Consider the following 17,442-nt stretch of genomic DNA (forward strand, 5'->3'; position numbering starts at 1 on the left):
ATCACGCCCAAACCAGCGGGCGCCCACGGATGGGTTAACGGCGGTCAAAACCGCCTTATTAACATACTATTATTTGTACCATCATTTTCTTATGCGCCGCGTTGCCGGCGCGTTTTGGATGTAAGCCATGTCGTATACACCGATGAGCGATCTCGGCCAGCAGGGTCTGTTTGATATCACCCGGCTTTTATTACAGCAGCCCGATCTGGCTGCGCTGAGCGAAACCCTGACCCGCCTGGTGCAACAGTCCGCGCTGGCCGACGAAGCGGCCATTATCCTGTGGAACGCAGGCAACCACCGCGCGGCCAGATACGCCTGCGATGAGGCAGGCCAGCCGGTGAGCTACGAAGATGAAACCGTGCTCGCCCACGGTCCGGTGCGCCGCTTACTCTCCCGGCCGGATGCCCTGCATTGCGATCATGAGACCTTTGCCGACACCTGGCCGCAGCTTATCCGCAGCGGGATCTATCGCCCGTTCGGGTACTACTCGCTGCTGCCGCTGGCGGCCGACGGGCGGATCTTCGGCGGTTGCGAATTTCTGCGTCGTGACAACCGGCCATGGAGCGAGAAAGAGTTCCAGCGGCTGCATACCTTTGCGCAGATCGTCGCCGTGGTCACCGAGCAGATTCAGAACCGGGTCAGCAACAACGTCGATTACGATCTGCTGTGCCACGAGCGCGACAACTTTCGCATCCTGGTGGCGATCACCAACGCGGTCCTCTCGCGTCTGGATATCGACGAGCTGGTCAGCGAGGTGGCGAAAGAGATCCATCGCTACTTCCGGATCGATGCCATCAGCGTAGTGCTGCGCAGCAACCGCAAAGGGAAGCTCAACATCTATTCCACCCACTATCTTGACGCCAGCCATCCGGTTCACGACCAGAGCGAGGTGGATGAAGCCGGCACCCTCACCGAGCGGGTGTTCAAAAGCAAAGAGATGCTGCTGCTTAACCTGCACGAGCATGACACTCTCGCGCCGTACGAGAAAATGCTCTTCGAGATGTGGGGCAACAAGATCCAGACCCTGTGCCTGCTGCCGCTGATGTCCGGCAACACCCTGCTCGGCGTGCTGAAGCTGGCGCAGTGCGACGAACAGGTGTTTACCACCACCAATCTCAAGCTGCTGCGGCAGATCGCCGAGCGGGTGTCGATCGCTATCGATAACGCCCTCGCCTACCGCGAAATTCAGCGCCTGAAAGAGCGACTGGTGGATGAGAACCTCGCCCTCACCGAGCAGCTCAACAATGTCGAGAGCGAATTCGGGGAGATCATCGGCCGCAGCGAGGCGATGAACAATGTGCTCAAGCAGGTCGAGATGGTGGCCCACAGCGACAGCACCGTGCTGATCCTCGGCGAAACCGGCACCGGTAAAGAGCTTATCGCCCGCGCCATTCATAACCTCAGCGGACGAAACAGTCGGCGGATGGTGAAGATGAACTGCGCCGCGATGCCCGCCGGGCTGCTGGAGAGCGATCTGTTCGGCCACGAACGCGGCGCGTTTACCGGGGCCAGCGCCCAGCGTATCGGCCGCTTCGAACTGGCGGACAAAAGCTCCCTGTTCCTTGATGAAGTGGGCGATATGCCGCTGGAGCTGCAGCCCAAGCTGCTGCGCGTCCTCCAGGAGCAGGAGTTCGAACGCCTGGGGAGCAACAAGCTGATCCAGACCGACGTCCGACTGATCGCCGCCACCAACCGCGATCTCAAGCAAATGGTTATCGACAGGGAATTCCGCAGCGATCTCTACTACCGGCTCAACGTGTTCCCGATCCACCTGCCGCCGCTGCGCGAGCGTCCCGACGACATCCCGCTGCTGGTGAAGGCGTTTACCTTCAAAATCGCCCGCCGCATGGGACGCAATATCGACAGCATCCCGGCGGAAACCCTGCGCACCCTGACGCGCATGGAGTGGCCGGGCAACGTGCGCGAGCTGGAAAACGTCATCGAACGGGCGGTCCTGCTGACCCGCGGCAACGTGCTGCAGCTCTCCCTGCCGGAGCGGGATATCGTCGAGCCTCCGCGGTCGCCAGAGGTCCTGCCTGAGGAAGGCGAAGATGAATATCAACTGATCGTCCGGGTGCTGAAGGAGAGCAACGGCGTGGTGGCCGGGCCGAAGGGCGCCGCCCAGCGGCTGGGGCTGAAGCGCACCACGCTCCTGTCGCGCATGAAGCGGCTGGGCATTAATAAAGACGAACTGGTGTAGCCTCGCACGCTCCCTCTTTGCGCGCCGCCAGGAGGGAGCGCTGGCGCAGCGCGCTATTTGTCGCGGGTAAAACCGTTGCTGGTCGCCAGTTCGGCAAACCACAGCGCATTGCGTTTTATCTGTCGCTCGCCGGTATCCAGATCCAGTCGCCAGAAGCCGTAGCGCCGTTTGAAGGCATTGATCCACGACCAGTTGTCGATAAACGTCCACTGATGCACGCCAAAGCAGTTCGCGCCGTCGGCAATAGCGCGGTGCAGCTGCACCAGATGCTCTTCCATCAGTTGAATGCGGAAAGTATCGTCTATGACCCCGTCCGCCCCGGGCTCTCCCTCTGATTGTCGATCCATCGCGATACCGATTTCCGCGAGATACCACTTAATATTGCCGTAGTTTTCACGAATATTGGCGGCAATGTCGTAAATAGCCTGCGGCAGGATCTCGTTGTTATCACGATAGGGGTTAAAGCGGCCCTGCGGGTTCACCGCGTTTTCGAAATAGTATTCCGGGGTGAAATAATCGAGGTCATATTCGCTCTCACGCGCTTTTACCCGCCGCGGCACGTAATAGTTCACCCCAAGAAAATCGATCTCCGCGCTGAGGATCAACGCCACGTCGTCTTTGCTGGTCGTCGGCAGGCAGTCGTGGGCGGCGAGGATCTTGCACAGCGCTTTAGGGAATTCATGTTTTACCAGCGGGTCAAGGAAGCTGCGGTTAAAAAACAGGTCGGCATACCAGGCGGCCTTTTTATCCGCGTCGCTGTCGGTGAGCGTATAGCTCGGAGTCAGGTTGAGCACCACGCCGATCTCGCCCGCCAGCGCCAGTTCACGATAAGCCGTTACCGCTTTGGCATGCGCCAGCATAATGTTAAACGCCACCTGCGCCGCCAGCCGGCCATCTTTCTTACACGGATAGTGGAAGTCGTACAGGTAGCCTCCCTCAACCGGTACAATCGGCTCGTTGAAGGTTATCCAGTATTTAACCTTATGGCCAAACAGGTTAAAGGCGGTGCGGGCAAAGCGGGCAAACAGCTCTGCTACGTGCGCCGATTCAAAGCCACCGTACTGTTTCTGCAGCACCTCCGGCATATCAAAATGGTAGAGATTGATCATCGGCTCAATGCCGTTGGCGATCATCTCATCAAGATAGGCGTGATAAAAACGCACCGCGTCCGGGTCCGGCGCGCCGGTTTCAAAATCCGCGATCAGTCGTGACCACTGAATCGAGGTTCGAAACGAGTTGAAGCCGGTCTGTTTCATCAGCGCCACGTCCTGCGGATACTGATGATAAGTATCACACACGGTTTGCGGCCCTACCTGTTGATAAAATCGCTCCGGCTGTTCAGCAAACCAGCTGTCCCAGATGGAACGATGGCGCTTATTGGTGACCCCTTCCGTTTGCGGGCCGGACGCCGCCGCCCCCCACAGAAACCCTTGCGGAAACTGATACTGCTGCATAACCTCTCCTTTCGAAAAAAGGCTGCGCCCGTCTGGCGCAGCCTGAGCGTACTACTCCGCGACCACTTCGATCGATTTAATAAACATATAGCCCCAGTCGCCGGCGAAGCGGCCGAAGTCAACCTGATTGCTCCCCGCTTTCAGCGTTACGGGTATCCGCAGCTGCTGGCCCTGCTCATCCGTCTGCGGGAAGGCCACGGCCTGCGGAGCGCCCCCGTTGACGACAAAGGAGTTCTGCTTGCCGCCCCATTTGCCGTTGAAGGTTACGTTGAGCTGGAACTGACCGCTCCACGGCGCCTGCACCTGCCAGCTGATCTTATCCCCCTCGCTGGCAAATGGGCCGAGAAAACCGTCCTCGCCAACTGCCAGCGCGTCTTTATCACTCTTCATTACCGCCAGGCGCCCCTCAGCCACGCCATAGACTTTGCCGTGATAACGACAGAAATCCGCCGGCGCCTTCCCCGTCGCCTCGCCCACCGTCACGGTCACGGTTTTGCTGCTTTTCAGCAGCCCATCGTCGGCAGTGAACGTCAGCGCATAGGTGCCTGGCGCCGTGAACCAGGCCCGGGTTTGCGGCCGATCGGCATGGCAGAAATGTACCTGTCCGTCGCCGGCGTGCTGCCAGCCCACTTTCACCTCTCGCGACGGCAGGCCATCGTCCTGCCAGTTGGCCGTAAGCTCGACGCCCTGGTCCTGAGTGGTAGTTAAGGCGGGTTCCAGCGTGATAGCCGGCGGCTGATTCACCTCACTATGCTTCACGCTAATCACATTGGAAGGGGCAGAACGACCGCTCTCGTTTTTCGTCGTCACCCGGTAGTAGTACGTCCGCCCGAGCTGAAGCTGACGATAATCGTCGCGGAACAGAACCATGGTTTCCGGGTTCCATTCGTTAACGCCATCGGATATATCCCGGCCCACCACCGTCCACGGCCCGGTCGGCGAGCCAGCGCGTTCGACATCGTAGCTACGTCCTACCGCGGCACCCATCCAGTTGATCGCGAAGGGCGAGGTGGTCTCGCGCAGCAGAGGCGCGTCCGGCTTCGGCAGCGGCGCCATCCTCTGCTGTCCGGCCATCTGCGCTGCGGCGGTGCGCACCAGATCGACCACCGCCTGCTCCTGGTTCGCTTCGCCTTCTTTTGCAAACCCCGGCAGGTGGTAGCTGTAGTGTCCGGTCGACTCCTTATGCCAGTAGAAGCCGCCGTCGTGACGATGGCCGCGGAAGCCCCAGATAAGCCCCCCGGCGGCTTGCGCCCCGTTGACCTCGCTGTGAACAATCGACTGCATAATGGCGTTCAGCTGATCCGCCGGCAGCAAGCCAAACTCGCCGACGAGATAGACTTTTTGCCCGCCGACGGCGCGTAGATCCTGCGTCACCTGCCCGGGATGGTTATTATCGGCGTTGGTGTAATAGTGATTGCTGACGATATCCACATTGGGGTCAGTCAACGCAAAAGAATTGATTTTCTTATAGGTGCCATCCATCACCAGCTGGTTGGGAGCCCACTTTTTAATCCACGCCGCGGTCTGCTGCAGAAAATCGGCATTGGTATCCTCCAGCTCGTTACCGGTCTCCCAGGCCATGATCGCCTTCTCATCAAAATAGGCGCGGCCGGTGACGGTATTTGTCCGGGTGATGACCTGACGGATCACATCCAGATAGGCTTTGAAGGTCTTGCTATCGGTACGATAAAAGTCTTCCGCTTTTTCGTGGTAGAACGCCGCCAGCTGCTCGCGCCCGCCCCACCACCACCAATGGTCGATAAAGGGCAGGATCAGACGCAATCCCTGTTTATCCGCTTCGGCAATCATGTTGTCATACACCCGCATGGCTTTCTCATTCAGCCGCGGCATGCCGTCCGCCGTTTCCGGCGCGAGAATATGGGTCTCGCGGCCGCAGGCCTTGTCAAACTCCTGCTGCACCGACAGCACGTAGACGCGCTGGGCTTTCGCCCCGGTTTGCACCATCGCCTGGATCCAGTTTTGCTGCTCCTGGGCCGTCGGCCATTTAAAGTATTGCCCCCAGCCGCGCGGGTCTGCCCTGCAGGGGCCGCGGGCGTCGTCTTCAATGCGGTGCAGCTCCGGCGCGTGGATCCCGGCGAAGCGAAACACCTTATCGCCATCCTTGAGAGCGGCGCCGTCGCGAGTGATAAAGTGTTCAAAATGCGAGCGCTCGGCGGCCAGCGCCCCGCCGGCCCCCAGCGCGGACAGCAGCCCCATTAGCAGCAGGTTTTTCATCGGCTTCATCGCTGTCTCTCCTTAGAACCAGACTTCGGCCTGTACGCCGAAGTTAACGGTGTCGGTTGAGCCACTGCGGGAATAACCGCCGGCGGTGATGGTATTGGTATCCCAGTTGTAGTTGCCGTCCAGCGCATCGGAGACACCTTTGTCCCACTTCGCGTAGGTGACGAAGAAACGCAGCTGCGGGCGCGCCCAGAAGCCGGAGTCAAAAGTCAGCGTTGGCGCAACGGTGACTTTGGTCAGGCCGCCTTTGCCTTTGCCGTTAACCCCTTTGTAGTTTTTGTCATCCAGGTATTCGTAGCCCAGCTCGTACTGCATGGCAAAGTTGCGGGTGATCTGATGATAGGGGCGGATACCGGCGACCCACATCGAGCGTCCCCAGCCATTGTCATCTTCCGTCCACCAGCGGTAGTTTTTATCCTTCTGCCAGAAGGCGAAGGTGGAGATTTCCAGATCGCCCATCGAGGCCACGCTATCCAGCACCACCCGCCAGGACTGGGTGTTTTCCAGATTGGCCCAGCCCCAGCCGTTTTTACCCAGCGAGTCGCCCGCCGCCAGCCCTTTGCCGTACTGCAATGCGAGGCGGGAGTACCCCCCGGTGAGGCCATAAAAACCGTCAAAGTTATAAATACCGGTCACGCCATAGCCCTTTTCGGCGGAAGTCGGATGCTTTTCGTTACGGTTCATGTGGTGGCCGATCAGCTCCAGATCGAAGCCTGTCCCGGCGATCTTTTTCAGCCACAGGTTGAGGGAGTAGTCATCCGGGTAGCCCTGATCTCCCTTATCCACCGGGTAGGCTTTGGTTTCATCGGTGGGCGAAAAGGCGTAGACCCCGGCATCGAAGCGCGCGAAGCCCAGATCCATGTTATCGAAGCCGCCGCCGGTGCCATTGTATTGAATGTACTCCCAGTCAAACTGATGGCTGGAAGTGTTGGAGCTGCTGTAGCGCTTACCGGCCCAGAAGGTCATCTCCGGCGCAAAATCCAGATTGCTCAGCTCGGCGAACCCTTCACGAAACTGCACATCATGGCCATCGTCATCCTGACAGTTCCAGTCGGAGGTGCATTTCGACTGGTGAGTGAGGTTGGCCTGCACTTTCGCCACCACGCCGCTGTCCGCCGTCAGCGTCACGGTGGGGATCAGTTCAATCTTGGTGTCTTCTTCGTTGCCCAGTCGCCACTTGCCGTCCGGCATCAGGCCGACGGAGTCCGCGCGGTTGCCATCAGAATTGGCAAGGATCCCGGAGCGAATATAGCCATGCAGCGCAAAATCATACTTCGGATCGGCGCAGGCCAGGCTGCTGGTCCCGGCCAGCGAGAGGAGAGCCAGAGGTATTGAGTGTTTCAGCTTTATCATTATTTTTTTCCCACGTTATGTTTGTTAACACGAACCGATAACGGAGGGGAAATTTACGGATCAAAAATGGAAATGTACATCCACTAATGGAAAGCGCTTTCCATAATTGCCTATCTGGTTCACAAAATTCGCTCTGCGACGAATATATTCGTGAGACTGATCACATAAAATAACAAGAATACCGCCGGAAGCCGGCAGCAGAGCGGAAGAAAGAGAAAGTGAACAGGTGCCGTCGGGGGAGAAGCCGCCGACGGCGAGGGGATCAGCGCTCGGTTTCCGCGAGCTGGCGTTCGTAAACTTTGAAGAAGGGGCGATAAAGCATCCAGGCGTTAAACATCGCGAACAGGCTCATGCACAAATTTTTCCAGCTGCCGTTCGCCGACCATGCCGCCCCCAGCGGAGAAGGCATCGACCAGGGTAGCATCGCCACCGCGCGATCGAGGATGCCCAGCTGAGTCAAATACCATGCAATACAGGCATTTATCAGTGGAACAAAGAGAAACGGCAGTAAAAAAACCGGGTTCATGATCACCGGAAAACCAAACAGTATCGGCTCGTTGATATTAAACAGCGACGGCAGCAGGCCAATTTTGGCCACGCTTTTCAGCTGCCGTGAGCGGCTGCGCATCGCCATCAATACCAGCGGCAGAGTGGAGCCGATACCGCCGATCAGCAGGTAAAAATCCCAGAATCCCTGCAGATAAATATGCGGCAGCGTTGGCGAACCCGCTGCCAAAGCCTGCTGATTTTCAAACAGATAGGTCATCCAGAAGGGGTTCATAATCCCGGTGATAATCAGCGCGCCGTGGATACCGATAAACCAGAGTAAGTTACAGATTAACAAAGAGATAAGTACCGCCATCAACGTGTCGGACGCCAGCACCAGCGGTCGCACCGCTTCGCTGATTAGCTCCGGTACGATGCGCCCGGTCGTCTGCAGCAATATGGCATTCATCACGCTTATCGACAGCATCACCACCAGCAGCGGGATCAGCAGTTGAAAGCCATTGCGAGTCATCAGCGGCACTTCATCAGGCAGGCGGATACACCAGCCTTTTTTGTAGAAAAAACGAATTATCTCAATGGAATAGGTACTGGATATCAGGGCGGTAAATATCCCCATGCCGCCGAGATAAACGTTGCTCACCGCAGTCTCGCGAAAGCCAATAAACAGCAGAAAAGCCAGACACCCGGTTAAACCACAGAGCCGTTCCGGCAGACGGTACTGCTTGGCGAGACTGGCGCTGGCGCCGAAAGCGACAATCAGCGCCACCAGGCCAATGGTTAGCTGAAAGGTCGGCAGCAGGATAGGCCGCAGCAGCAAATAGACCTGGCCGAAACGCGAGGCGCCGTCGATGGAAACGGGCGGAAACAAAATGGGAACCAACAGGCTGCCAACAATCACAAATGGCATCGCCAGCGCAAAGCTATCGCGCATCGCCGTAATGTGGTTGTTGCGCGTCAGAACATTCGCCAACGGCGCCAGCCGCTGCTCGATGATGTCCACGGCCACATTCATTAACTGAATGTTCATACTCCTACCTTTGCGAATGATTGTCTCGCCGGGATGATCGCCCACAACACCGGAAAGTGAAAGCCTGCCATAGGTGATCATGGTCACAATAAATAAATCCATAAATGGAAAGCGCTTTCCGTAATGCATCCATTTTGACTATAGTCCGCACATCCAACCTCATCAGGAGCGGTACTTATGAAAAAAATTATGTTGTGTTGTTCGGCAGGCATGTCCACCAGCCTGCTGATGAAAAAAATGATTGCGGAAGCCGAACAGCGGGGCCTGCCGGTAGAGATCAACGCCTATGGCGTAGCGGAGTTCGCCGAACAGGTTGGCCATTATCAGGTGGTGCTGCTGGGGCCGCAGGTGAAATACATGCAGCAGGATTTGCAAAAGCAGGCGGATAAATACGGTATCCGCGTCGAACCCATCAATATGATGGACTACGGCATGCAAAAAGGCGCCGCAGTCCTTGATTTCGCCCTTTCCCTCATCGAAAACAAGAACTAAGGAAAGATCATGAGCTCTCTGTACGCTAAATTGATCGATGTGATCGAACGGCAGATCACGCCTATGGCGGGAGCGATCGGCCAGCAAAAATACGTTACCTCCATCCGCGACGGTTTTATTACCGCCCTGCCCTTTATGATCGTCGGCTCGTTTTTGCTGGTGTTTATCTTCCCGCCGTTTTCTCCGGATACGACGTGGGGCTTTGCCCGCGCCTGGCTGCAATTTTCGCTCGATCATCGCGAGGCGCTGATGCTGCCGTTCAACTTCAGCATGGGGGTGATGACCCTGTTTATCGCCGTCGGGATCGCCGCCAGCCTCGCCAAGCACCATCACCTGGACTCATTGACCGCCGGGATGCTGTCGCTGATGTCGTTTCTGCTGGTCGCCGCGCCGCTGAAAGATGGCCAGATCTCTACTGCCTACTTCTCCGGCCAGGGGATCTTTACCGCCATTCTGGTGGCTATCTATTCCACCGAGCTGTACGCCTTCCTCAAGCGACATAACATCACCATTCGCCTGCCGCCGGAAGTGCCTGCCGGGGTAGCGCGCTCGTTCGAGATCCTGATCCCGGTGCTGGCGATCATCCTGACGCTACATCCGCTGAACCTGTTTATCGAGGCCCAGCTGGGGATGATCATTCCGGAAGCGATCATGTCGCTGGTGAAACCGCTGGTCGCAGCTTCCGATACGCTGCCGGCGATCCTGCTGTCAGTGCTGGTCTGTCAGGTACTGTGGTTCGCCGGGATCCACGGCGCGCTGATCGTCACCGGGATCATGAACCCGTTCTGGATGGCCAACCTGTCGGTCAATCAGGCGGCGATGGCCGCTGGCACCGCTATCCCGCACATCTATGTCCAGGGCTTCTGGGATCACTATCTGCTGATCGGCGGCGTCGGCTCAACCCTGCCGCTGGCGCTGATGCTGCTGCGCAGCAAGGCCGTGCATCTGCGGACGATTGGCCGGATGGGCGTGGTGCCGGGCGTATTTAACATCAACGAACCGATTCTGTTCGGGGCGCCGATCATCATGAACCCGCTGTTCTTCCTGCCGTTCGTGCTGGTGCCGATGGTCAACGCGACCCTGGCGTACTTTGCGCTGAAGCTGGACCTGGTCAGCCGCGTAGTGTCGATGACGCCGTGGACGACGCCGGCCCCTATCGGCGCCTCGTGGGCGGCGAACTGGAGCTTTAGCCCGGTGATCCTGTGCCTTATTTGTATGGCCACCGCCATGGTGATGTACCTGCCATTTCTCAAAGCTTACGAAAAACAGCTGCTGGCCCAGGAGCGTGAAAACGCCGTCGACCAGGCTGACAACGCGGCGCAAACCGCTTAACGCTAACGATTCAGAGGATAATCATGGAATTAGAAGAACAGGTGATGGGGATCATCATCAACGCCGGCCAGTCCCGTAGCCTGTGCTACGAAGCGCTGCACGCCGCTAAAGCGGGTGATTTCGCCACCGCCGACGCCAAAATGCAGGAAGCGGCGCACTATTCCCGCGAAGCTCACCTTGTGCAGACCCAGCTTATCGAAGCTGACGAAGGCGAGGGAAAAACCAAAATGACGCTGGTGATGGTCCATGCTCAGGATCACCTGATGACCTCCATTCTGGCGAAAGAGCTGATTGCCGAACTGATTGCGATTTACCGCGCGCAACCGCTTCACGCCTAGCGCCTTGCCCGGCCAGACGTGCTGGCCGGGTCTGATTCCCCGAGGTCACTATGTTACATCTTGGAATAGATATTGGCGGCACCAAAATGGAGGCCGTACTGCTGGATCCCGCAGGCGAATGCGTCCAGCGCCTGCGTCGGCCAACCCACAAAGAGAGCTATGACGCCTTTATGCGTCAACTGCTGACCCTGATTGCCGATATGCGCGCGGTCAGCCCGCAGCCGTTCACTCTGGGGATCGGCCTGCCCGGGGCTATCGATCCGCAAAGCGGACGCATTAAAAACTGCAACTGCCTGGTGCTCAACGGCCACGATCTGCGCCGGGATATCATGCAGCAGCTTGGCCAACCGGTGTGGATGGCAAACGATGCCGACTGCTTCACCCTTTCCGAGGCGGTCGATGGCGCCGGCGCCGGCGCCACCACCGTCTTCGGGGTGATTATCGGTACCGGCTGCGGCGGCGGGATCGCCGTTCATCAACAGCTGCTCAGCGGCCCCAACGCTATCGCCGGAGAGTGGGGACATAATCCGCTGCCGGGCTATACTCCTGAGCGCGATGGCCCGCCGCAGCCCTGCTACTGCGGCAAAACGAACTGCATCGAAAGCTTTGTTTCCGGCACCGGCTTCGCCCGCCGCTACGGGGAACAAGCGCGTGCGGAAGCCATTGTCGCCGCAGCGCAAAACGGCGATCCGCGCGCGCTGGCCCACTGGCGTCATTTTATCGACGCCTTTGCCCGCAGCCTGGCGTCAGTGATCAACATTCTCGACCCGCAGGTGATTGTGCTGGGCGGCGGTTTGTCCAACGTCAGCCAGATCTATCGCGATCTGCCTGCCGCCATCGTGCCGTGGATCTTCTCCGACAGCTGCCGCACGCAGATCAAACCGGCCCGCTTCGGCGACGCCAGCGGCGTGCGCGGCGCGGCCTGGCTGCCCCGGTTGCCCGGCGCCGCGGACGGGCCTCGGTAGACACTTTTTTCAGCAGGTATGTTAAGCTAGGCGAAAATGTCCAGACAGAAAAAGCCATGCCAACGATTGATGATGTTTCAAGATTAGCGAATGTCTCAAGAGCGACGGTTTCCCGCGTGCTGACCGGCACCCGGGGCGTGCGCGAAGAGAGCCGGGAAGCTGTGCTGCGGGCCGTTGAAGAACTCAACTATCGCCCGAGCTTTGCCGCGCAAAACCTCGCCAGTCAGACATCCAGCCACGTTGGCCTGGTGATTTCCGCGCAGGACGAGAGCCACGGCGCGCGTCTGTTGCCGCTCCTCTCGCAGGCGCTGAAAGGGCTGAATAAAAGCCTGCTGGTCCAGTACGTCAGCGACCCGGTAGAGCAGGCGGCGGCGATCGACGATCTGCAGCGCCAGTGCGTGGCGGTGGTGGTGCTGGGCGCCGTTGCCGCCGACGCGCCGCGCAACGTTATCGCCTTTGACCGCTTCGGCGTCGCTGGAAGCAACAGCCAGGGCTATGACTTCGCCTTCGCCACCGAAAGCGCCTGCCGCTATGTGATTGGCAAGGGACACCGCAACATCGCCCTGCTGGTGGACAGCGATAGCGACGATGCCAGCCGACAGATGCTGGAAGGCTACCGCAACGTCCTGCAGAACTACTCCATTCCTTTTAACCGCCAGCTGGTGCTGACGGCCAACGATGATGTCGAGCAGGCGCTGCTGACCTTAATTAACAGCTTCAGTAAATACTCAGCCATTATCGTTAAACGCGACCGCTACGCGGCTGAAGCAATGCGCCTGCTGCGCGAATTCACCATCGCCGTCCCGCAGGAGGTCTCCCTGCTGAGCCTTGAGGATTCCCCCCTCGCCTCGCTGCTCTATCCGCCGCTGACCTGCATCTCATGGCCACTGGAGGCGCTGCTGGATAACTGTATTCAGCGTATTCGCAGCCTGATAGACGACCGGCCAACGTTCACCGCCGAGGGCCGCTCGCTGGCCGGCCGCCTGATCCCGCGCCAGTCGGTCGCCGATATCTCTTGATCTCCGCCCGGTTCGCGCCGGGCCAACCTTGCCTCCCCTTTCTCGCGCTCTCGTTTCCCGGCTCATTATTATCCCCGCACGCAAATAAGAATTATTTTCATTTATAAATAGCTTGTGCTATATAACATAGCAATTGCTATAAACGCTGAGAAATTAACCACACCATTGCGAGGGATCCTATGCTGCATCTGACACCGCTGAAATCATTGCTGCTGGCCAGCGCGCTGGCCCTGCTGGCCGCGGCGCCGGCCTCGGCGCAGGAGAAATTCAGGGTTATCACCACCTTCACGGTTATCGCCGATATGGCGCAGAACGTGGCCGGCGATGCCGCCGTCGTCAGCTCCATCACCAAACCGGGCGCGGAGATCCACGACTACCAGCCCACCCCCGGCGATATCAAACGCGCACAGGGGGCGCAGCTGATCCTCAGCAATGGTCTCAATCTCGAACGGTGGTTTGCCCGCTTTTATCAGCACTTGCAGGGCGTCCCGGAGGTGGTGGTCAGCGAGGGGATCCAGCCGATGGGCATCAGCGCGGGCCCCTATAGCGGGAAGCCCAATCCCCATGCCTGGATGTCGGCAGATAACGCCCTGATCTATGTCGATAATATTCGCGACGCGCTGGTGAAATACGATCCGCCTCACGCCGACACCTATCGCCGCAACGCCGAGGCCTACAAAGAGAAGATCCGCCAGACGATGGCGCCACTGCAGGCCAGACTGGCGCAGCTGCCGGAGGATAAGCGCTGGCTGGTCACCAGCGAGGGAGCCTTCTCCTATCTGGCCCGCGACTATGGCCTGCACGAACTGTATCTGTGGCCGATTAACGCCGACCAGCAGGGTACCCCGCAACAGGTACGCAAAGTTATCGACACCATGAAGAGAGAACAGATCCCGACCATCTTCAGCGAAAGCACCATCTCCGATAAACCGGCCCGTCAGGTGGCGCGCGAAGCCGGCGCCCACTACGGCGGCGTGCTGTATGTCGATTCGCTGAGCGCCGCCGACGGCCCGGTGCCGACCTGGCTCGACCTGCTGCGCGTCACAACCGAAACCATCGTCAACGGTATCCAGGACGGGATGAGGAAACAGCCATGAATACAGCGCAAGCGGGTCTGTATGTCGACCAGCTCACCGTTACCTGGCGCAACGGCCACACCGCCCTGCGCGACGCCTCGTTCAGCGTACCACGCGGCGCCATTGCCGCGCTGGTGGGGGTTAACGGCTCGGGTAAATCCACGCTGTTTAAAGCGCTGATGGGCTTTGTGCGCATCGGTCACGGCGAGATCGCCATACTCGGCCAGCCGGTCAATCGCGCGCTGCGCCAGAATCTGGTCGCCTATGTCCCGCAGTCGGAAGAGGTGGACTGGTCCTTCCCGGTGCTGGTGGAGGATGTGGTGATGATGGGCCGCTACGGCCATATGGGCTGGCTGCGGCGGGCAAAGCCGCGCGATCGCGAAATCGTCGATGCCGCGCTGGCCCGCGTGGGCATGAGCGAGTACCGCCATCGGCAAATTGGCGAGCTCTCCGGTGGGCAGAAAAAGCGCGTCTTCCTTGCCCGCGCCATCGCTCAGCAGGGTCAGGTGATCCTGCTGGATGAGCCTTTTACCGGCGTCGATGTGCAGACCGAAGCGCGGATCATCAGCCTGCTGCGCGAGCTACGCGATGAGGGCTGCACCATGCTGGTCTCCACCCATAACCTCGGGTCCGTAAGTGAGTTTTGCGATTATACGGTGATGGTAAAAGGCACCGTGCTGGCCAGCGGCCCGACAGAAACCACCTTCACCGCCGAGAATCTGGAGCGGGCTTTCAGCGGCGTGCTGCGCCACGTCGCCCTCACCGGCGCGGAAGCGCAGATTATCACCGATGACGAGCGGCCGTTTATCAGCCGGCGCGCGGCGGGAGGACCACGATGAGCTGGCTGCTGGAGCCGTTTGGCTATCACTATATGCTCAATGCGATGTGGGTATCGGCGCTGGTGGGCGGCGTCTGCGCCTTTCTCTCCTGCTACCTGATGCTCAAAGGCTGGTCGCTGATTGGCGACGCCCTTTCCCACTCGATTGTGCCCGGCGTCGCCGGGGCCTATATGCTCGGCCTGCCGTTTGCCCTCGGCGCGTTTCTCTCCGGCGGCCTGGCGGCGGGCAGTATGCTGTTTTTGCAGCAGCGATCGCGGCTAAAAGAGGATGCGATTATCGGCCTGATCTTCTCCTCCTTCTTCGGTATCGGGCTGTTTATGGTGTCGCTGAACCCGACGTCGGTGAATATCCAGACCATTATCCTCGGCAATATTCTGGCCATCGCCCCGGAGGATATTATCCAGCTGGCGGCGATCGGCTTTATCTCGATGGCGATCCTGCTGCTGAAGTGGAAAGATCTGATGGTGACCTTCTTCGATGAAAACCACGCCCGCTCGATTGGTCTGAACACCCGCGGCCTGAAGCTGCTGTTCTTTACCCTGCTGGCGGCCTGCACCGTAGCGGCGCTGCAGACCGTCGGCGCCTTTCTGGTCATCTGCCTGGTGGTCACTCCCGGGGCCACCGCCTGGCTGTTAACCGACCGCTTCCCGCGCCTGCTGGCCATCGCCGTCGCCATCGGCAGCCTGACCAGCTTCTTCGGCGCCTGGCTCAGCTTCTATCTCGACGGCGCCACCGGCGGCATTATCGTGGTGGCGCAAACGCTGCTGTTCCTCATCACCTTTATCTTTGCGCCGAAGCATGGCCTGCTGGCCAACCGCCGCCGCGCCAGGGAGGCTGCATGCTGAATCTGTTCCTGGCTCCGTTTCAGTTTCCATTTATGGTCAACGCGATAACGGTATCGATGGTCGTCGCCGTGCCCTGCGCGCTGCTGTCGGTCTTTCTGGTGCTTAAAGGCTGGGCGCTGATGGGCGACGCCATGAGCCACGCGGTCTTTCCCGGCGTGGTGCTGGCCTACATTATCGGCATCCCCTTTGCCATCGGCGCGTTTATCGCCGGGCTGCTGTGCGCCGTAACGACCGGTTTTCTTGACGATAACAGCCGCCTCAAACGCGATACCATTATGGGAATTGTCTTCTCCGGCATGTTTGGCGCCGGGCTGGTGCTGTACGTAGCGATCCAGTCCGACGTCCATCTCGACCATATTCTGTTCGGCGACATGCTGGGGATCTCCCTCAGCGATATTGGACAAACGGCGGCTATCGCGCTGGTGATAGCGCTGATTATCGGGCTGAAATGGCGGGATTTTTTGCTGCACGCCTTCGATCCGACGCAGGCCAAAGCCAGCGGCCTGCGCGGCGGGCTGCTGCACTACGGCCTGCTGTGCATGATCGCCCTGACCATCGTCGCGACGCTGCAGTCGGTAGGGATTATTCTGTCGATTTCGCTGCTGATTGCCCCCGGGGCGATCGCGCTCCTGCTGGTACGGCGCTTTATCCACGCCCTGCTGCTGGCGGTGGCAGTGGCGGTCTGCTGCTCGGCGGGAGGGGTGTGGCTGGCGTTTTATCTCGATAGCGCGCCGGCGCCGACTATCGTGGTGCTGTTCACCGCGCTGTTTGTGGTCGCCTTTGTGGCAAGCACGATCCGGGATAGCCGGAAACAGAAAACTTCAGCAACCATCCCCGGCGGCGGCTAACGCCTTACCGGGGCTACAAAAAACGCGAGTTGTCCGCCGGCTGCGCGCCGCGCAGGCCGGGGAAGGCCGCTATTTTTTCGGTCGGTATTTTTCCGGCAGCGGCGGCACCGGCCGCCTGTCATCCAGCAGATGGCGAAGGGTCAGGATCGGGTGACGCCAGAGCATTCGCGGCCCGGCCCAGCGCATAATCTGCTTCATCTCTTCGCGCTTCGCCGGCTGGTAGCAATGCACCGGACACTGCTTGCAGGCCGGTTTATTGTCGCCAAACACGCACTTATCAAGGCGCTTATCGGCGTAGGCGTTCAGCGCCTGATAGTGTTCGGCGTCGTCGCGGGCCTCCGGACAGCGGCGCTGATAAAGCCCAATCATCCGACCGATCGTCTGCTTTTCACGTTCGATGCGTTTGCCCACCGTCAATTTCCCTCCCCACAAAAAGATGCATCAATAATACACCTTTTAAGCCGGCCACGCAGCCGCTTTCCTAACGATCAGGTCGGGTTAGCGGGTTTATCAACATGCCCCAATGCTTTTTCCGGGAAGCAGACATCGCGCACCCGGCGTTTCAGCTCTGCCGCATCCGGAAAGCCGCCATCCTGCTTGCGCTCCCAGATCTGCTGGCCGTCGATATCGATAGTGAAGATCCCGCCGGTGCCCGGCACCAGCGTCACCGAGGCGATATCGGTGCTGAAGGTGTGTAACAGCTCCTGCGCCATCCAGCTGGCGCGCAGCATCCAGTTGCACTGGGAACAATAGGTGATGGTGATAGCCGCTTTTGAATTCATCGTCATCTCGCTCAGGCTGAAAGGGCACAGTGTAAACAATGTGCAGTTTAAATGAGGAATACATCAATATTTTGTTGCAAACGATAATACCTATCATTACCATTCGCAATCAACAAATGGAGTT

The 17,442-nt window shown here is 59.1% G+C and carries 16 protein-coding genes; 10 read left to right on the forward strand and 6 right to left on the reverse strand.

Annotated elements, in window-relative coordinates; genetic code table 11:
* The first annotated feature begins 127 nt into the window (after window positions 1–127).
* Window positions 128–2,200, forward strand: coding sequence for a formate hydrogenlyase transcriptional activator FlhA (flhA, locus tag GQR96_RS19215; RefSeq protein WP_004205639.1), 2,073 nt, complete (start codon window positions 128–130; stop codon window positions 2,198–2,200).
* A 53-nt stretch (window positions 2,201–2,253) separates the two neighbouring features.
* Here flhA and GQR96_RS19220 read toward each other — a convergent pair whose 3' ends face one another.
* From GQR96_RS19220 to GQR96_RS19235, 4 genes are all read right to left on the reverse strand, one after another.
* Window positions 2,254–3,654, reverse strand: a complete 1,401-nt coding sequence (locus GQR96_RS19220) for a glycoside hydrolase family 1 protein (protein WP_065905314.1) — start codon at window positions 3,652–3,654, stop codon at window positions 2,254–2,256.
* A 51-nt stretch (window positions 3,655–3,705) separates the two neighbouring features.
* The gene (locus GQR96_RS19225; protein WP_236948517.1) at window positions 3,706–5,898 is read right to left on the reverse strand and encodes a CBM35 domain-containing protein; all 2,193 of its coding nucleotides are present in this window, start codon (window positions 5,896–5,898) and stop codon (window positions 3,706–3,708) included.
* A gap of 12 nt (window positions 5,899–5,910) precedes the next feature.
* Complete coding sequence (locus GQR96_RS19230) at window positions 5,911–7,248, reverse strand: maltoporin (protein ID WP_004205637.1); 1,338 nt, start codon at window positions 7,246–7,248, stop codon at window positions 5,911–5,913.
* A 262-nt stretch (window positions 7,249–7,510) separates the two neighbouring features.
* Entirely contained in the window at window positions 7,511–8,782 is a 1,272-nt protein-coding gene (locus GQR96_RS19235) for a PTS sugar transporter subunit IIC (protein ID WP_004205636.1), read from the reverse strand.
* A gap of 177 nt (window positions 8,783–8,959) precedes the next feature.
* Between GQR96_RS19235 and GQR96_RS19240 the strand changes: the two genes are divergently transcribed.
* The 9 genes from GQR96_RS19240 to GQR96_RS19280 all read left to right on the forward strand — a co-directional run bounded on the left by GQR96_RS19240 (window position 8,960) and on the right by GQR96_RS19280 (window position 16,536).
* Complete coding sequence (locus tag GQR96_RS19240) at window positions 8,960–9,274, forward strand: PTS sugar transporter subunit IIB (protein ID WP_002914979.1); 315 nt, start codon at window positions 8,960–8,962, stop codon at window positions 9,272–9,274.
* A gap of 9 nt (window positions 9,275–9,283) precedes the next feature.
* Window positions 9,284–10,606 (forward strand): PTS sugar transporter subunit IIC, encoded by a 1,323-nt coding sequence (locus tag GQR96_RS19245; RefSeq protein WP_004205635.1) that lies wholly within the window; start codon window positions 9,284–9,286, stop codon window positions 10,604–10,606.
* A 23-nt stretch (window positions 10,607–10,629) separates the two neighbouring features.
* Window positions 10,630–10,944 carry a PTS lactose/cellobiose transporter subunit IIA gene (locus GQR96_RS19250; RefSeq protein WP_002914983.1) on the forward strand — a complete coding sequence of 105 codons (315 nt, stop codon included), beginning with the start codon at window positions 10,630–10,632 and terminating at the stop codon, window positions 10,942–10,944.
* 50 nt (window positions 10,945–10,994) lie between these two features.
* Entirely contained in the window at window positions 10,995–11,909 is a 915-nt protein-coding gene (locus GQR96_RS19255; RefSeq protein WP_023318996.1) for an ROK family protein, read from the forward strand.
* A 56-nt stretch (window positions 11,910–11,965) separates the two neighbouring features.
* Complete coding sequence (locus GQR96_RS19260; protein ID WP_065905315.1) at window positions 11,966–12,928, forward strand: LacI family DNA-binding transcriptional regulator; 963 nt, start codon at window positions 11,966–11,968, stop codon at window positions 12,926–12,928.
* Window positions 12,929–13,107: 179 nt separating this feature from the next.
* Window positions 13,108–14,025: a metal ABC transporter substrate-binding protein gene (locus GQR96_RS19265; RefSeq protein WP_032456514.1), complete on the forward strand. Its 918-nt coding sequence runs from the start codon at window positions 13,108–13,110 to the stop codon at window positions 14,023–14,025.
* Window positions 14,022–14,843: a manganese/iron ABC transporter ATP-binding protein gene (locus GQR96_RS19270; protein ID WP_023318999.1), complete on the forward strand. Its 822-nt coding sequence runs from the start codon at window positions 14,022–14,024 to the stop codon at window positions 14,841–14,843. The genes GQR96_RS19265 and GQR96_RS19270 overlap by 4 nt, the downstream gene beginning before the upstream one ends.
* On the forward strand, window positions 14,840–15,688 hold the full coding sequence (gene sitC / locus GQR96_RS19275) for an iron/manganese ABC transporter permease subunit SitC (protein ID WP_032456515.1): 849 nt from the start codon (window positions 14,840–14,842) through the stop codon (window positions 15,686–15,688). Before GQR96_RS19270 ends, sitC begins: the two co-directional genes overlap by 4 nt.
* Entirely contained in the window at window positions 15,682–16,536 is an 855-nt protein-coding gene (locus tag GQR96_RS19280; protein WP_023319001.1) for a metal ABC transporter permease, read from the forward strand. Before sitC ends, GQR96_RS19280 begins: the two co-directional genes overlap by 7 nt.
* Window positions 16,537–16,605: 69 nt before the next feature.
* On the opposite strand, the gene GQR96_RS19285 is transcribed toward GQR96_RS19280, so the two are convergent.
* Together GQR96_RS19285 and GQR96_RS19290 are read right to left on the reverse strand one after the other, a co-directional pair.
* Complete coding sequence (locus tag GQR96_RS19285) at window positions 16,606–16,947, reverse strand: nitrous oxide-stimulated promoter family protein (protein ID WP_017899162.1); 342 nt, start codon at window positions 16,945–16,947, stop codon at window positions 16,606–16,608.
* Window positions 16,948–17,024: 77 nt separating this feature from the next.
* Window positions 17,025–17,318 (reverse strand): Rdx family protein, encoded by a 294-nt coding sequence (locus GQR96_RS19290; protein ID WP_004205627.1) that lies wholly within the window; start codon window positions 17,316–17,318, stop codon window positions 17,025–17,027.
* Between the last annotated feature and the right edge of the window lie 124 nt (window positions 17,319–17,442).

The sequence above is a fragment of the Klebsiella sp. PCX genome (genome assembly GCF_021869705.1).
Lineage (GTDB): Bacteria > Pseudomonadota > Gammaproteobacteria > Enterobacterales > Enterobacteriaceae > Klebsiella > Klebsiella quasipneumoniae.

Coding starts and splice junctions, on each gene's coding strand:
- flhA (WP_004205639.1), top strand. CDS start 128: ATGTCGTATACACCGATGAGCGATCTCGGCCAGCAGGGTCTGTTTGAT.
- GQR96_RS19220 (WP_065905314.1), bottom strand. CDS start 3,654: ATGCAGCAGTATCAGTTTCCGCAAGGGTTTCTGTGGGGGGCGGCGGCG.
- GQR96_RS19225 (WP_236948517.1), bottom strand. CDS start 5,898: ATGAAGCCGATGAAAAACCTGCTGCTAATGGGGCTGCTGTCCGCGCTG.
- GQR96_RS19230 (WP_004205637.1), bottom strand. CDS start 7,248: ATGATAAAGCTGAAACACTCAATACCTCTGGCTCTCCTCTCGCTGGCC.
- GQR96_RS19235 (WP_004205636.1), bottom strand. CDS start 8,782: ATGAACATTCAGTTAATGAATGTGGCCGTGGACATCATCGAGCAGCGG.
- GQR96_RS19240 (WP_002914979.1), top strand. CDS start 8,960: ATGAAAAAAATTATGTTGTGTTGTTCGGCAGGCATGTCCACCAGCCTG.
- GQR96_RS19245 (WP_004205635.1), top strand. CDS start 9,284: ATGAGCTCTCTGTACGCTAAATTGATCGATGTGATCGAACGGCAGATC.
- GQR96_RS19250 (WP_002914983.1), top strand. CDS start 10,630: ATGGAATTAGAAGAACAGGTGATGGGGATCATCATCAACGCCGGCCAG.
- GQR96_RS19255 (WP_023318996.1), top strand. CDS start 10,995: ATGTTACATCTTGGAATAGATATTGGCGGCACCAAAATGGAGGCCGTA.
- GQR96_RS19260 (WP_065905315.1), top strand. CDS start 11,966: ATGCCAACGATTGATGATGTTTCAAGATTAGCGAATGTCTCAAGAGCG.
- GQR96_RS19265 (WP_032456514.1), top strand. CDS start 13,108: ATGCTGCATCTGACACCGCTGAAATCATTGCTGCTGGCCAGCGCGCTG.
- GQR96_RS19270 (WP_023318999.1), top strand. CDS start 14,022: ATGAATACAGCGCAAGCGGGTCTGTATGTCGACCAGCTCACCGTTACC.
- sitC (WP_032456515.1), top strand. CDS start 14,840: ATGAGCTGGCTGCTGGAGCCGTTTGGCTATCACTATATGCTCAATGCG.
- GQR96_RS19280 (WP_023319001.1), top strand. CDS start 15,682: ATGCTGAATCTGTTCCTGGCTCCGTTTCAGTTTCCATTTATGGTCAAC.
- GQR96_RS19290 (WP_004205627.1), bottom strand. CDS start 17,318: ATGAATTCAAAAGCGGCTATCACCATCACCTATTGTTCCCAGTGCAAC.